The 16,751-nt window shown below is 41.1% G+C and carries 14 protein-coding genes; 7 read left to right on the forward strand and 7 right to left on the reverse strand.

The features are described 5' to 3' along the window. Window positions 1-160 precede the first annotated feature (160 nt). From ade to J7W08_RS05585, 6 genes are all read right to left on the reverse strand, one after another. Window positions 161-1,915, reverse strand: coding sequence for an adenine deaminase (gene ade, locus J7W08_RS05560; RefSeq protein ID WP_233085636.1), 1,755 nt, complete (start codon window positions 1,913-1,915; stop codon window positions 161-163). Between the two features lie 56 nt (window positions 1,916-1,971). Next, the gene (locus J7W08_RS05565) at window positions 1,972-4,806 is read right to left on the reverse strand and encodes a DEAD/DEAH box helicase (protein ID WP_233085637.1); all 2,835 of its coding nucleotides are present in this window, start codon (window positions 4,804-4,806) and stop codon (window positions 1,972-1,974) included. Next, entirely contained in the window at window positions 4,803-5,747 is a 945-nt protein-coding gene (locus J7W08_RS05570) for a metallophosphoesterase (protein ID WP_233085638.1), read from the reverse strand. Before J7W08_RS05570 ends, J7W08_RS05565 begins: the two co-directional genes overlap by 4 nt. A gap of 2 nt (window positions 5,748-5,749) precedes the next feature. After that, window positions 5,750-6,154 (reverse strand): hypothetical protein, encoded by a 405-nt coding sequence (locus tag J7W08_RS05575; protein ID WP_233085639.1) that lies wholly within the window; start codon window positions 6,152-6,154, stop codon window positions 5,750-5,752. A 201-nt stretch (window positions 6,155-6,355) separates the two neighbouring features. Beyond that, window positions 6,356-7,483, reverse strand: a complete 1,128-nt coding sequence (locus tag J7W08_RS05580; protein WP_233085640.1) for a PGF-pre-PGF domain-containing protein — start codon at window positions 7,481-7,483, stop codon at window positions 6,356-6,358. A 79-nt stretch (window positions 7,484-7,562) separates the two neighbouring features. Beyond that, window positions 7,563-8,219: a cohesin domain-containing protein gene (locus J7W08_RS05585; RefSeq protein ID WP_233085641.1), complete on the reverse strand. Its 657-nt coding sequence runs from the start codon at window positions 8,217-8,219 to the stop codon at window positions 7,563-7,565. Window positions 8,220-8,981: 762 nt separating this feature from the next. Here J7W08_RS05585 and J7W08_RS12315 point away from each other — a divergent pair. The 6 genes from J7W08_RS12315 to J7W08_RS05610 all read left to right on the forward strand — a co-directional run bounded on the left by J7W08_RS12315 (window position 8,982) and on the right by J7W08_RS05610 (window position 14,271). Next, window positions 8,982-9,377, forward strand: coding sequence for a 4'-phosphopantetheinyl transferase superfamily protein (locus tag J7W08_RS12315; RefSeq protein WP_375141062.1), 396 nt, complete (start codon window positions 8,982-8,984; stop codon window positions 9,375-9,377). A gap of 287 nt (window positions 9,378-9,664) precedes the next feature. After that, a complete protein-coding gene (locus J7W08_RS05590) occupies window positions 9,665-9,910 on the forward strand; it encodes an acyl carrier protein (protein WP_233085642.1) in 246 nt (81 codons plus the stop codon). A 4-nt stretch (window positions 9,911-9,914) separates the two neighbouring features. Further along, a complete protein-coding gene (locus J7W08_RS05595; protein ID WP_233085643.1) occupies window positions 9,915-11,393 on the forward strand; it encodes a class I adenylate-forming enzyme family protein in 1,479 nt (492 codons plus the stop codon). Continuing rightward, complete coding sequence (locus tag J7W08_RS05600) at window positions 11,374-12,387, forward strand: adenine nucleotide alpha hydrolase family protein (RefSeq protein WP_233085644.1); 1,014 nt, start codon at window positions 11,374-11,376, stop codon at window positions 12,385-12,387. The genes J7W08_RS05595 and J7W08_RS05600 overlap by 20 nt, the downstream gene beginning before the upstream one ends. Before the next feature lie 80 nt (window positions 12,388-12,467). Continuing rightward, window positions 12,468-13,436, forward strand: coding sequence for an NAD(+) synthase (nadE, locus tag J7W08_RS05605; RefSeq protein ID WP_310742511.1), 969 nt, complete (start codon window positions 12,468-12,470; stop codon window positions 13,434-13,436). Window positions 13,437-13,530: 94 nt separating this feature from the next. Then, window positions 13,531-14,271, forward strand: a complete 741-nt coding sequence (locus tag J7W08_RS05610) for a 3-oxoacyl-ACP reductase family protein (RefSeq protein WP_233085645.1) — start codon at window positions 13,531-13,533, stop codon at window positions 14,269-14,271. A 65-nt stretch (window positions 14,272-14,336) separates the two neighbouring features. On the opposite strand, the gene mdh is transcribed toward J7W08_RS05610, so the two are convergent. Beyond that, window positions 14,337-15,260, reverse strand: coding sequence for a malate dehydrogenase (gene mdh, locus J7W08_RS05615; protein WP_233085646.1), 924 nt, complete (start codon window positions 15,258-15,260; stop codon window positions 14,337-14,339). Between the two features lie 219 nt (window positions 15,261-15,479). On the opposite strand from mdh, the gene J7W08_RS05620 reads away from it, so the two are divergent. After that, entirely contained in the window at window positions 15,480-16,532 is a 1,053-nt protein-coding gene (locus J7W08_RS05620) for a M42 family metallopeptidase (RefSeq protein WP_233085647.1), read from the forward strand. The last annotated feature ends 219 nt before the right edge of the window (window positions 16,533-16,751 follow it).

A 16,751-nucleotide genomic window follows, 5' to 3' on the forward strand; every position in this document is an offset into this window, starting at 1 on the left:
ATGATCTTTGAAGATGCCATTTTGTAAAAGCAAAAGTTGTGCCGGCATATTGCTGAAATCTGTCAGAAAATGCCTGCACTGCTCCCTGAGCAAATCTATTATTTTAACTTTCCATTTTTTTAATTAAGCCCTCATTCTTCTGAGGACACATTGTCAACGATCATTTTTCAGAAGTCTCCACCTCTTCTCCTATGGGAGAAACAAGACTGAAACTATCCACATCAAAAAGTCCCATGTCAGTAAGTCTCAACGAAGGGATCACCGGAAGAGCAATGAAAGAATGGGTTATAAATGGTGCCGGAAGGGTGCAGCCAATACTTTTTACTGCCATGTGTAGGTCGTTCAATCTTTTTTCAACCTCTTCGACCGGAAGAGTGCTTAACAAACCGGCAAAAGGCAGTTCAAGCTTATCCACAACCTTGCCATCACTGACAACACAGATACCGCCATTCATACCCCGAATGGTGTTGGCACACAATGCCATATCCGAATGGTTATCTCCTGTGACTACAACGTTGTGGCTGTCATGCCCTATGCTCTGACCGATAGCACCATTTCTGATACCTATTCCTTTGATAAAACCAAGACCTATGTTACCCGTCCTGCCATGTCTTTCGATCACAGCGACACTCAGGACATCATTATCGATATCCGGAAGCAACGTACCGTCCTGATCTGAATGAAGTATGGCATTCTCTTTTTCTGTCAGGATCAGATCAGGCAGGACTTTTATCGCTGAGACCCTGTAGTCCCTTTCAGGATCTGCTTTTAATTGAAGGTCAGATGCATCGACCTCTGAGAAACTGACAGTATTAAAGACGAGATCAGGATATTCGTAAGATGGAACAAAGCCTTCAACCAGCTTTCCTGCTGCGTAGACCGAATCTATGCTGAAGGCATCAAGGTCATCAAGCACAATAATATCTGCTTTTCTGCCGATCGAAATGGAACCAACCTGGTTGTCAAGATGGTAATGCTTTGCAGTATTGATGGTGGCCATGCAGATCGCATCGATCGGGGAAAGTCCCATTGCTATAGCTCTCCTGACGATCACATCCATATAGCCTTTCATCAGGTCGGATGGATGCTTGTCATCGGTTACAAAGAAAACGTTCTCAAGGGAAACTCCATCCTCAATAAGTCTTGGAAGGAACCTATCAAGGGCTTTAGCTGCAGATCCTTCCCTTATCATAAGCTTCATTCCAAGACGCAGTTTCTCCAGTGCCTCTTCATATTCAATGGATTCGTGGTCCGTGGAAATTCCGGCTGCCATGTAGCCCCACAGTTGCTCTCCTGAAATTGCGGGACAGTGACCATCGACCACGAGCCTGTCCTTAAGTGCAGCCTTTATCATGGACAACTTGTTCTCATCCCCGAACAATACGCCGGGATAGTCCATCATCTCACCAAGGCCAACAACATTCTCGTTATCGATCAGCGAATTAATATCATCTGCACTGATGGATGCACCTGCTGTTTCAAAAGTGGTAGCAGGAACACACGATGATATCGCTACAAAAGCATTCAAAGGCAGTGATGACGCTTCTTCAAGCACAAGTTCGATACCTTTTTTACCAAGGACATTGGCTATCTCATGAGGATCGATCACAACGGATGTCGTGCCGTGTTCCAGAGCAGGTGCTGAGAACTGGCTCAGGGTTACCATACTGGATTCAAAATGAACATGACCATCGATCAATCCGGGACAGATGTAACGACCGCTTACATCGATGAGTTGAGTATCATCACCTTTAAGGCAGGAAACATCACCGATGCCTGCAATATAGCCTCCCTTTACCGCAATGTCCCTATCCAATATCTCTTTTGTATTGACATTGACAACATGACCGCCGGTAAAAATAGTATCTGCTTTAATTTTGCCTGTAGCTGCAAATATCCTGTCCCTTATGTCCATGAAAGATTTCTTGGATGTACAAAGTATAAGAGAATTGCGCCATAGAACCCTGATTTTCACTTCCAGAACTGCTTGTTCTTGGCATAGTTCCTTTCTGCAGCCATGATATCCCTGTAGAAGGTTTCCTCATCCACACGCATCTTTTCGATCACACGTGAAGCGGTATCAGGACCAATACCACGACTTGCAAGAGCTATGACCGCAAGCTTTCCGTTACCCATCACGATGCCGGCATTTCGATATACCCGCTGAATGCGCTTCACATCTTCCTTTGCAGTTACCTTATCCTGCTTACGGACAAGCTTGATCTCTTCCTCTTCCCACGGTTTAAGGGCAGCCACCATTCTGGAATCACACACCGGGCACTGGATCTCATCTGGAACGTTCATAACCTTCCGACGTGACACCCATTTCTTGCAATGCACACAGAATAATATGATCCGATCGTGCATGATCCTGTCCTTCAGAGCAAGGACAATGGACCTGTCGGCTTTCTCCGGAGCTACAAGATCACGTCGCATTGCAAATCCTGCAGAACCAATGGGTGTTGGCATAGGGCTGACCAGTATGACCATCTCCTCTGAAGCTATGCGCGAAAGAACATCCCTTGCCCGGTCCACATCCAGCATGTTGTGGAAGATCTCACGCATGACCTCATCATACATGGAAGTGTCCTTGTAGATCTCGAGCAGTTTTTTCATGCTGATGCGATCATAATCAATATCCTTGCTCAATGCACCGAACTTCCGTGCCACATGAACCATCTTCCATTTCATCACAGAAGTGTTCTTCAGAGTCATCTCAATGATCGGCTCAATGTGCTCCGGCTGGATCTCGTAGATCATTTCCTGAATATGCAAAGCCTTCATACGCCTCGGGAGCTGCATCCTTATCCTGTAAGGATCGATCTCCTGACTCACACTGCTTCCAAAACGTGCAGCAAGAAGGGAAGTTATCACTTTCCCAATGGTCTCATTGGTAGTGTGCCCGAAACATGAATTGATTATGACAGCTTCGCCTTCATCCTCAATTACGATCGTATCATTATCAGGAAGCGGATAACCCTTTGAGATGTGTTCTTTTATGAGCTCTATGACTGCAAGTGCACTGTGAATATCAACAGGATATTCTTCCATCAGTGCTTCAACGATCTCCTCATCACTTTTCCCATCGTGTATCAGGAACGATACCCTGAAACGAATGCGACCAACCTGCTGTGCAACTTCGAACGGGACCGGGATCTCCTCACCAACCCAGCTTGGGATCTCACCCATGGTCTTGACAGGCTCCACTTTTATCCGGTCACGATCGGTGTTCATCTCAATGACACGCCACATGTCACCCTTGGTAATAAAAACTGCACCGGGAGATGCAAAATTAACAACAAAAGCCTCATCCAGCATTCCCACTGACCTGCCGGAGACAATATCGTAGATCTCGAACTTCCTTTCATCAGGGATCATTGAAAGATTTTCGTAGTAATATTGCCAGCTCTTCTTTCGCCTGCTAATGCTACTGGAACCCTCATCACGCCAGACCATGCGGTAGTCTGTAACCTGTTCAACGACACGTTCAAGCTGCTCTATGGAAAGATCCCTGAAAGGATAGGTCCGTCTTAGTATGGAATGGATCTTCTTTATCTCAACATCACCAAAATCGATCACCATTCCGGATATCTGGTTTGCCACAACATCTAGGGAACCACTGTGGGGAATTATATTCTCAACTTTGCCTTCCATTGCAGCCTTTGTAATCGCCATACTCTCCACAATGTCATCGGAGCCCATTGCAAGGATCGTACCCCTGGAAACCTCGTGTATCCTGTGTCCTGCACGTCCTACACGCTGGAGCAGGCGCGAGACCTGTCTCGGAGAACCATACTGGACAACGTGGTCAACTTTACCGATATCAATACCAAGCTCCATTGATGAAGTACATATCAGTCCTTTTATATCGCCTGCCTTGAACGATTCTTCAGCCTCGATACGTGCATCCACAGAAAGGGAACCGTGATGTACCCCTATTGAAGCTTCCAGTATCTTAAAACCCGATGCAAGGGCTTCGGCACTTTGTCTTGTATTAACGAAAATAAGAGTTGATAAGTGACCCTCCACGATCTCACGTATACAACGCAGATGAGATGCAAACTCCGGCTCACAGCCGATCTTTCTCCCAAGCTCAACATCTTCATCGGTAACCTGCGGACTGATAACATTGAATTCCAGCAGGCTTATCATGGAAACCTGTACAACGGATACGTCCCTGCCTGAACCTACAAGGAATTGAGAGACAACATCAGGATTACCCACGGTGGCTGAAAGCCCTACCCTCAGAAACTCACCGGATATCTCCACAAGCCTTTCAAGTCCCACGGAAAGCTGTGCACCCCTTTTGGATGATGCAAGTTCATGGATCTCATCCACGACAACATAACTGACACACTCGAGGTTCTTCCGAAGCCGGGAACCTGTGAACATTGCCTGAAGTGTTTCAGGAGTTGTTATCAGTAGGTCAGGAGGGTTCTTGGATTGTTTCTGCCTCTGATAAGGAGTAGTATCCCCATGGCGCACCTGTACGGTTATCCCTAACTCTTTACCCCATGTCTGGATACGTGTGAGCATATCACGGTTGAGCGCACGCAGTGGCGTTATATAAAGAGCAGAAATACCTGTGCGCCCTTCTTCACTTTTGCGAAGAATGTGATCGAACATCGGAAGAACTGCAGATTCAGTCTTTCCGGAGCCTGTGGGTGCGATCAGGAATGTATGCTCCCCTGCAAGGATATGTGGGAAACACATATTCTGTGGTTTGGTGGGAGCAGTGAAACCCATTTTCACAAGGGTTTCCTGAATGGCAGGATGAAAAACATCAAATTGGTTTCCAAAGCTCATTTTCCAGTCTCCTTTGAGGTTTTCTTTGTGGAATTGCCCTTTTGCTTATTCTCTTTTGACCCAATACTGCTGCTTTTATTGTTTTCATTTTTAGTTTTCTTTTTCTTACTTCTACGATTTCTGCTTCGATCGGAACGGGTTTCCTCCAGTTTCCTGATATTCTTCAGTATTCCCAGATACGTACCGTCCAGCAGATAGATATCAGAATTATCAATGTCGAGTGCACCAGATGAAAATATCGGTCCTAAAAGGTCGTCACGTACGGACTCATTGAAAGCCACTCCGCCACAAAGTTCGTTGAAAGCCGGAACCACTACTACATCAGGATCAGACCAGGCATCACTTTCCGGAGAGAGGTCAGCACTCTTGAAGTGGGCTGCAAGTACTTCCCTTTCAAGTCTTGCCCTTATCCATACCTGCTCCACCACCGAGTAACCCATAGCATCCGTGAACCGCACTGTTGGGTGGTTATGAGCAACGATCACATGCTCAGCAGACAACAATTCCACCGATGGCCACGTGTGACCATGAAAATAACCGACACCATCGATCACATCACCACGAGCTGAATAGACATTTACATCACTGTCCGAAGGAAGGAGAAACTCGATCCCACCGTCATGGTTTCCGGGGAAGATATCAACAATGGCCTTCTCTGCAAGACTGCAAATAAAATACGGGATCTCATCACGTTCCTGCCAGGAGACCTGTGGCACGTTATGTTTTACATCACCAAGCAGCACGATTCGGTCTGGCTTCTCCTGCTCTACAAGTTTCATGATACGTTCAAGTCGCTGCTCTATCTGGCTTGGTATGGAAAAACCACTCCTGTAAAGGTCCCATTCGATTCCAAGATGGATATCTGCCAGTACAAGAGCCTTTGTATCGCCTGAAACTAAGAGTGCAGGCTCATTGATCACAGGTTCGACCGTTATCGTCATTATTATTTCTGTCCTTCTTTGCTTAAGCTATCTACCTTTTCCTGCAACTCCTTTACCATGGACTGCATCTCACGCATTTCATCATGCATCTGCACCAGGCGGTTATACATGGGACTCCTGTCATCCTTTACCGCCTGCTCCTGGGAGAACTTCTGTTTGCTCGGAAAAATATAAACATAGGTAAGCCACATCCCTATGAAAGCTACGATGAACATTGATAAAAGGAAGAAATAATATTCCGGAAAGATCGTTCTGGCAAACGAATCACCGGAACTGTAATACTGAAGCCGGGTGATCATCATAAAATTCAGGATCGAGAACAGGAACATGGTCTCACCTACAAGGATCAGGATCCCTCCAAGACGGGTGGAAGTTGCCCTCTGTTTAGGAATTAGTCTTTCAAGCATATCGGTGCCTCGATTAAAGATAGGTAATCGTTGTTAAACTCATTTATCAAAAATGTTATTTGAAACTACTGAATTGAATATTGCATAAAAGTCCTTTCCCAAGTGAATTAAAGCTAATGGATAAGGTTAGGAAAACATAGAGCTGAATAAAATATAAAAGAAGGAAAAAGTGAAGAAGGTATATACAGAAACAACTGCAATTTATCTCCTTCTGGCAAACAGTAGTGCTAACAGTGATAAAACTAGTATTAGACCTACATTCTGATCAAGATTATTATCTTCTTCAGGAAGCTCATCAACTTCTGCTACTTCCGCAATGACCTCTTCTGAAATATCTCCTACGATCACAAATGGAGAAAATTCAGTCGTTTTAGATTTAAAATTAACATAACTGCTTGTCTCACTGATCTTCGTTGTTGGAAGAGGTATCCAGGTGTCCTGTTCATAACGATATAACATTACAGAGTTATCAGATATGCGGTTGTCTTCAAACCATGAATTGTCAACCCTGAAGCCGATAACTGCATCTTTAATATCCTCTTCTGTGCCATACCCGGGCTTCCCCAGCCAGATATTCACATTCTTGTAGACAATTCCGGGAGGATCAGACGAAACAAAACGAGAAGGTGCATTAAGGACTTCGATCGTTGCGATCACGTTGCCGGCATTTGTGAGAGATTCATAATTGATATAAATAATGGGATTTTCAGGCTTATCGAACTGATAGGAAACCTGAGAGCCAAGATACACAGCCTGAGTAGATCTCTCCATCATCTCAAATTCCTGATAGGATCCGCTTGTGGTCGTAATTATACCAGATTCAGGATCATCCTTGTCACTTGTCTTAGATCTAGTAGATGAAGCTGTAGCAGCTCCGATAGAAACTGATCCATCGACGACATCTATCGGTATGATCTGCCCTTGAGTATCACTAACTACAACATTAGAGAGCTCCAGAGAACTTATACCGGATCTATTGCCACCGGTCATCTGGATGATAGCAAAATATCCCGGTTCTGTAACGCTTGTCTTGTCAAGTATCAGGCCATACACAGAATTAATATTCCCATTTGAACTTTCGATCTTACCGGGATTGAACCAGACAAGAACACCTTCCTGTCTTAAGAATTCACCTTCTGAGACCTGAACAACCTTTACAAGTTCATTATCATAAGACAAGTCGAACTGGACACCAGCAACCGGATTATCAGGATCCAGATATACACCCACTGAAAAGTTCTGTCCTTCATCTACTGATTGAGAAATAGGCATTATGCTTACGGTTGTACTGGCAACGGCAATGCCACTAAGGAAGATAATAGTAAACAAATAAAAAAATAGTAAGGAATAAAATTTACTTATTCCAGAGATGAAAATATACTTTTCCATCAGTACACCTCACCATTAATCATTCCATATGTGACAATACCAACATCATATCAAGGACATTTACAATATTGTCCTGATTTACATCCCATAGAGGATAAGGATATGAGGTGGTTTCATCGAAATGTTGTTCAACCAGACCATAATCGTCAAAGTTAACCACATTATCCTGATTTATATCAAAAATCAAGACTGATATCACTGTATTTGTTAATTCAAGATCCACAGAATTACCTTCCGGATCACTTATTATAACATCTTTCAGGACTAATTCTGATTTTCCATTTGCCTGTTCAGTTGCGGTTAACGTGATGGTAGCAAAAGTTGCTGGTGTTGCTACATCTGAAGCACCGAGAATGCAACCATACGCATCATTTATAGAACCTGAATTTACAGAACCTGAAACAAAAAATGTATCCATACCACTTTGTTTGAACAGGCTTCCTTCACTCACATCTGATATTTGGAACTGAGAACTATCAAAAAGCAAATCGAACTGTATCCCTGCAATATCAACATCAGGAGAAACAAAGATATCGACTGTGAAAGTTTCCCCCGGTGCAATGGCCTGCGATGATGGATTTAAAGTTACATCTGAGGCAGCTGCAGAAACATTAGTTAGACCTACTAGCAATGTGATTATAGTTGCTACTATCAAGATCATTTTTATGCTAGACATGTTTTTTCCTTTATTTTGAAATGCATTTGATGAGTCATACTGACTTGATTCTAATCACCAAAATCCAAAATCCCCATATTTCAAAAGGTGTTGGTACTATAAAAACATTATGAAAAAAACAAATATGTCATTACAATCATTATTATGAGATGTTTATAATAGTCATATATAATATGATTGAATAAAGGTTTGTGCATATAAAAGGATGCATTTTCAAAAGAGAATTTTCCAGAATGACCTCGAACCATAGCCTTGTAAAAATACTTATAGTCACAAAAACTAATGTAACAACAACCAACTGTGAGATCACATAACTAGCTTAAAATTAATCAGAGACATAAGGATATTCGTTCACAACGATATCATAAAGAAATGGATCGATACCTGCTAACCTAACTTGAACCATAGAGATTTACAAACCTGATCATTGCCTGCTATGCTCTTTGTTACCACTATAAACCAAAAGGTAATTTCATGGTCATTAAAACATTACTGTCGTTAGCTTCTCCGCCTCCTATATCGATCCATGAAGCATGGGACACTAACGATGCTCTTATTTTTTTGATCGATCTGGAAATGGATGATCAATTAGAGTTATCAGATCTAAGCAGCGATGAAAAAGAATATCTGAACACACTTAAAACAAATTATTTTAAAAAAAGGTTCATTGCATCTCGGTCGTCCCTTAAATTTATTCTTTAGCACATACTTAAAAAAAAATCGTTATTAGATATATCTCTCTATCGAAATGATAGCGGGCGTGTGTGCGTACACAAACATGACGATATTTTTATCTGTATCTCATACACCAACAGTCTTATTGCTATTTCGATATCAAAAACGAAAACAGGAATTGATATTGAATATATAAGAACGATACATTTAAGAAATTTTGCGGAAATTTTGCGGAATACAGAAGCTAAAAGAGATATGCTTCAAAAAGACAATGTTGATACACTGAAAAATTGGACATTGAGGGAAGCATATTGTAAACTGACAGATCAGAGTATGCTAGCATGTTTGAATAAAGAAATTGACTTCAATGACATCTATCATCAAGAACTTGTCATAAATAACAGATATGTATTATCTGTTGCTTTTGCTTCAAAAAATAACAAGATCAATATATGCCATTTCCAAAAGAGCATTATCACTTAAATAGCGAAATGACTCTTAAAATGTATAAACTTATTATATATAAATCAATAAATTTTGATAAATGGCTACCTAATTCGATAGTAGAGATAAATCATTGGCAGATAGAAGAAATTGTTTGCTATAAGAATATCTTATATACGATTGAAGTTATTTTGTTTATGGGGAAGTAGTTCAAACAGCTATGAAGCATAGAGTATTCCTTATGCTCATACTACGTGGATTTGTTGAATCAATGCTACATAATTATAGCTATTTAAATAATAAATAATTTGAGTGGGTTGACAAGCATGGATGAAATTAAAGAAGATATAACGAGATATTTGCAAAATAAGTCTTTTATGGACAGTAATACACAATTGAACGATGATGATTCTTTAACAATGAAAGGAATCATAGACTCAATTGGATTGATCGAATTCATAGATTTTATTTCTGAAAAGTATTCCATTGAGATTCCTGAAGACCTATTAACTCCAGATAATTTTGATTCAATCAACGGAATTGTAAAACTTGTCCAAAAATTGACAAAGTGATGTTATGAGAATTGATGAATATATTGCAAAACATGCTAAAGAAGCTCCTCAAAAAACTGCACTGGAAGAGAAGGACAGATCAATATCTTATAGTCTTCTTGATGAAGCTATAAACACTATAACAGCAGAAATTGATGATTTTGATCATTGCAAATTTGCGATCTTTGCCGAATCAGGTATAGAATATATTCAGGCCCTAATGGCAGTTTACCGATCGAATAACATCGCTGTACCCCTCCCAGTGGAACTGACAGAATCTAATATTAGAGAGATACTTAATGCTAACCAGATCAATAATATTATTGTCACCGAACAGCAATATTCGAGATTTGAAGGCAACTTCTTTGAAGACTTCACTACCATAATCCACATTTCAAAGGATTCCTCTGTGAATTCTTTGCGCAAAAATGTTATCAGTGAAACCAATAATGATCAACTACGACTTGTAATGTACACATCCGGCACTACAGGAGCTCCAAAAGGAGTCATGTTAAGTGATGAAAATCTAATAGCAAATGCAAATTCCATAATAGAAGTACTTAGCATAACACCAAAAGACAAAGCTGCACAAGTAATATCTCCACACCATGCTTTTGGAAACTCAATAATAAATTCCCAGTTGGTTGCAGGTGGTTCTATTAAGATAGGTAGCCTTACTTTTCTAGAATCAACCTTTAAACTTGTAGAATCGGGAGTAACTATATTTTATGGGGTTCCAAGTACCTACCGCATTCTTCTAAAATATCCTTCCAGCTTCCAGAGATCATTCAGGAACGTCCGACTTGCTGCATCTGCAGGTGGTGCTATGGAAGTCGAAATTATAGATCAGATCAAGCAGTTGAATGATAGGATCGAAATAATACCAATGTATGGACAGACGGAAGCAACAGCAAGACTTTCCTACCTCCCATCCAAAGACCTGGAAAAATACCCTGATGCGATAGGCAGACCTATCCCAGGTGTTGAACTTGATGTGGTTGATGATAACAAAAAACCAGTTGAACCCGGCGTTACAGGAGAATTGATCGCCAGGGGAAACAACATACTGATAGGTTATCTTAATGACGAAGAAGCTACCAGTAAAAAAGTTATCGACGGCTGGATGTACACCGGCGACCTGGCAAAAAAGTTGCCAAATGGTTACTTTAAATTATTAGGTCGTAAGGATGACCTGATCAAAGTTGCTGATCATCGCATAAATCCAAGAGAAGTTGAAAAATATATTGGGAAAAATAATGAAGTTTCAGACGTATTCATCGTCCCGGTCGATCACGAGTACCTTGGAAATGCGATCAGTCTAATGGTGATCCCAACTCAGGATACAGAAGTTGAAGCATTATATTCTTTTTGCAGGAAAAATCTGCCTGGTTTCCTGTGTCCACTGGAAATAATTCTTATCGAGAACTTGCCACTGAGTAAAAGTGGAAAAATATCTAACAGGTCTATAATAGAGGAGTATCAAAATGTCAAAGCTAACATGTAAGAAATGTATTTTAGATTCAGACATTCCTGGTATAACAATAAACGAGGAAAGTGGCCTTTGCCAGTTCTGTGAGAGCTATAAACCCATATCTCCTGATGAAAAGAAGGAATATTTGGAAATCATAGGAAAAATGCTTGAAGAAAACAGTGGAAAAGGAGAATATGATGTTATTTTTGCACTTTCCGGTGGAAAAGACTCCTCATATGGACTCTATAAGCTGAAAAAGGAGTATCCATTCCTTAACATCCTTGCAATTCAGTTTGATAATGCCTTCATTTCAGAAGCTGCTGTCGCTAATGCAAAAAAGATGTGTGAGATCGTTGGCTGCGACTTTTTTAAGCTGACAATGAAAGAAGAAGCACTTTGCGATACTTTTCGAAAAGCAGCCGGATCTACCAATGCATATTCAAAATTTGCCAGATATCGAGCCAGTGATATCTGCAACACATGCATTAGTATCATCAAACAGAAGCTGATAGAACAGGCAATTATTCATAAAGCACCATTCATTGTTTTTGCTTTCACATCAGGCCAGGCCCCTAATCCCATAATTGACCTTAAGCCCAGTTTCATAAAGTGGTCCCGGGATCTTTTTGAGAAGCAGCTCCAAAATATAGGTGTAGAAGACAGGGATGAGAGTTTCCTTCTAAAAAATGAGATTATAAAAAGCATCGATAAAGACGCTACTCCAGTTATTTTACACCCAATGTGCCTGTGGGATTATAATGAAGAGAAGATCGTGGAGAAGCTAATTGATCTCGGATGGATGCCTCCAAAGATCAATGACAGTAATTCAACAAACTGCCTTTTAAATGCATTTGCCTGTCAGAATCATATCAATAAATATGATATCCATCCATACGCTTTCGACATAGCAGGCCTTGTGAGAAGCGGGGATATGACCCGGGAAGAAGGACTGGAGAAATTGCATAAAGAATTGTCAGAGCCATTGATAGAAATGGCTGCAAAGAAACTTGAAATGGACCTGGAATAAACTTCCATACAAATGGGGACGTATCAATATTCTAAACCAGACAACATCACATCGTGCAAATTATTCCAGAGGGGGACATTATGAAAATAATTGATGAACTAAACAAAGATGCAGAAAAGAACGCATCTCAGATCAGGACATTCATTGAAGATAGAGTAAAGGACTTTAAGAAAAAGGGGATTGTCGTAGGAGTTTCAGGTGGAATTGATTCTGCGGTTATACTTGCACTGGCAGTTCAGGCCGTAGGTAAGGAGAATGTTTACGGATTAATACTTCCTGAAGAGGAATCAGCTGCATCCAGCAAAGAACTTGGAGCAAGACTTTGTGAATCAATGGATGTTTCCTATGAAGAAGTCCCGATTACCCCAATATTGCAAGCACTTGACACATACAGTAAAAAGGATCAGATAATAAAGAGAACCTGTCCGGAATATGATCCGAATATCCATAAGACCTCACTGGTCCTGCCCAGTCTCTTAGAGAATGATATGTTGACCATTCCATCCATAAGGCTGGTAAAAGATGATGAAGTGGTTGCAAAGAACAGATTGAAAGCAAAGGACTATCTCGAACTAATCGGCATCCAGAATGTAAAACAAAGATCAAGAATGATGATCCAGTATCTATACGCGGAAAAGAATAATTATCTTGTGTGTGGTACCACTAATAAGACCGAATATCTTCTGGGTCAGTTCGTGAAATATGGGGATGGTGGAGTGGATATCGAACCTCTGTCAGACTGTTACAAGACCCAGGTCTATGCATTGGCAAATTTCCTTGGCATAGACAAGGAAATAATAGAAAGGCCACCAAGCGCTGATACGTGGAGTAGCTTCACGTCTGATGAGGACTTCTTCTGGCGTATGCCCATACATGTCATGGACCAGCTGTTATATTCACAGGAACATGACCTGCCCATGGAAATAATTGAAAAGAATACAGAACTGTCAGAAGAAAAGATAAACAACGTAAAAAGAGGCATTGACAAAATAAAGAGTGCTTCCAAATACATCACATCAGCGCCTCCTATTTGTTATCTTGATAACTGATCCCGCATAAAGCTAAAAATATCAAAGCTAAAGATATCGGATTATGATGGTTCAAACTTGAACTATTCAAAGAAAGAGAGGAAGGAAGGAAAACATGCTCAAAGATAAAGTCGTACTGATCACAGGAGCCAGCCGCGGGATTGGAAGAGCTACAGCTTTATTGGCAGCAGAGAACCATGCACACGTAATTATTAACTACAAAGAAAGTGAAGATAAAGCAGCTGAACTTGTAGATAATATTACTGAGAAAGGACTTCATGCTACCATGATAAAAGCAGATGTTTCTGTTGAGAATGAAGTCAAAGAAATGTTTGAGTTGATTAAAGAGCGATATTCCAAACTTGATGTCCTTGTTAACAATGCCGGAATATTGAAAAGTAATCTGTTGGCGATGACAAGTACTGAGTTATTCGATCAGACTATCGATGTTAATTTAAAAGGAACCTTTCTATGTAGTCGATACGCCTCAAACATTATGAGAAGAAAAAGATCAGGAAAGATAATTAATCTCTCATCGGTGATAGGCTTAAACGGAAATGCAGGCCAAACAGTATATTCGGCAAGCAAAGCAGGGGTAATCGGATTTACAAAGTCTGCAGCAAAAGAACTTGGCAGATATGGAATTACTGTTAATGCTATTGCACCAGGTTTCATTGAAACTGATCTGACCAGAGATGTAAAAGAAGAAGTTCGCGAAAAATTGATAGCAAACATAGCTCTTGGTCGAAGTGGTAACCCAGAGGATGTTGCAAAAGTGGTTCTGTTTTTAAGCTCAGATCTTGGGAATTACATCAGTGGCCAGGTAATATCTGTTGATGGATGTCAGACGATCTGAACAACTGATAAGTTCAAATTGACCACAGATGATCGAATATGTAATTGATCAGATATCCATAGATATCACAGTTTTAATTTTGCAATCCCCTCGCGTACAGACATAGCAGACCTTGAAAATGCCTGCTGCTGGTTTTCGGTCAATTCAAGCTCGATGACCTTTTCCACTCCGTTCTTACCTAAAATAACAGGCACTCCTAAATACAGGCCATTCTCACCATATTCTCCCTGCAAGTAAGCGGCTGCAGGAAGAACTCGTTTCTGGTCATTAATTACGGATTCTACCATGGCTGCAATGGCTGCTGCCGGGGCATAGAAAGAACTGCCAGTCTTAAGATATTCAACAATTTCAGTTCCGGCGTTGACAGTGCGCTGTACCAGCCTATCGATCGTTTCTTCAGGAAGTAATTCTGGCAGCGGAACTCCTGATACTGTAGTGTATTGCGGCAATGCGACCATGGAATCTCCATGTCCTCCAAGTACCAGTGCAGAAACGTCCTTTACTGAAATTCCAAGTTCCATTGCAATGAATGCTGCAAACCGGCTTGAATCCAGTACTCCACTCATTCCAAATACCCGATTCGTTTCCAATCCGGTATATTTCTGTGTTGCATAGGTCATTATATCCAGAGGATTAGAGACAGTTATAACTATGGCTTCCGGTGCATATATTGCTATATTTTCACAGACCTCTTTTACGATATTTGCATTGATCTTCATGAGGTCGTCCCTTACCATTCCCTTTTTACGGGCAATTCCTGCAGTAATGATCACAATATCAGAACCTGCAATGTCAGCATAATCTGTTGTGCCCAGGATGTCAACATCGTATCCAAGAACTGGAGCAGCCTCAATAATATCAAGTGCTTTCCCTTCAGGAAGACCAGCAACAACATCGGTCATAACAATATGCCCAAGTTCAAGTTCTGCGAGACGTTGAACCGTAGTAGCGCCAACATTTCCTGATCCTATGACTGTAATTTTCTTCATTAACTAACAACCCCCATTTGATTAGACATCTCTAATAATCAGTGCAATGTGATCTAAACTATAATCTAAGTTTGAAGTTCAAAATTAATATATCTTTCTTCGTTTTGTTAGGGTTTTGTTTGAATCTACCAAGATATAAACCAGTATAAGAAACTCCAGATCAAAACAACCTTACTCTAACATTTATATCCTCAAAGACCAATCTACCACCGATCAGCCATGGAAATAGAGAAGCTACTTGAAAAGTTATCCAATGCACACGGCATATCCGGATATGAGAATGACGTTAAACAGATAATGGAAGAAGAAATAAAACCATTTGTTGATGAAACAAAGACCGACAAGATGGGAAATCTTATTGCCACAAAGAATGGGGAAGGCCCTACCATCATGCTGGCAGCACACATGGATGAGATCGGACTTATGGTGCAGTACATCGATGACAACGGATTCCTGCGCTTTGTTAAGATCGGAGGATGGTTCGACCAGACACTTCACAGCCAGAGAGTGGTCGTTCACGGAAGCAACGGACCACTTCCGGGAGTTATCGGATCAAAGCCACCGCATGTCATGAAAGATGAAGACAGGAAACAACCTGTAAAGGCAGAGGACATGTTCATCGACATAGGTGCAAAGGACAAAGAGGATGCCATGAACATGGGAGTGGACGTCGGAACTGCCATTTCCATTGACAGGGATTATACCCCTCTTGCCAACGGAATTGTCACATGTAAAGCCTTTGACAACCGTGCAGGTGTTGCAATGCTTATCGATGCAATGAAACAGTTATCCGAAAGTGATGTAAATGCAACTATCCATGCTGTAGGAACCGTGCAGGAAGAGGTAGGTCTCAAAGGTGCACGCACATCCGCATTCGGCTTAAACCCTGATGTTGCAATAGCAGTTGATGTCACATTCCCGGGAGATCACCCAGGAATCGAAAAGAAGGATTCCGCACTTGAGATGGGAAAAGGTGCGGTCATTACAGTTGTTGATGCATCCGGAAGAGGTCTCATTGCAGATAAAAATGTAGTGAAGTGGCTGAAAGAGACAGCTGAGGAAAATGAGATACCATACCAGCTCAACGTAGGCGGTGGCGGTACCACAGATGCTACTGCAATACACCTGACACGTGAAGGCATTCCTTCAAGCACCATCAGTGTACCTACAAGATACATTCATTCGCCTGTTGAGGTATTGTCCCTTGAGGATCTTAAGGCCTGTGCAGATCTTATCACAAAAGCAGTACTTAATGTTGACAAGTATTTCTGATGCCTTTTTTGGCATCTCTTGTTTTATTTTGTTTTATTTCATCAACCTGTGGTGTCTGAATTTACCATCTATGCATAATAGGTACAAAAGCAATAATTGATCTGAACGGGAGACAGGATCATGCAAACTCCACACCAAAAGTACTAAAACCAATAGAAGTATTCTTTTGGCTGTTATAGTCAGCGACATGCATCTATAAATAACATCTTGATTATTAGT

The sequence above is a fragment of the Methanococcoides orientis genome (assembly GCF_021184045.1).
GTDB lineage: Archaea > Halobacteriota > Methanosarcinia > Methanosarcinales > Methanosarcinaceae > Methanococcoides > Methanococcoides orientis.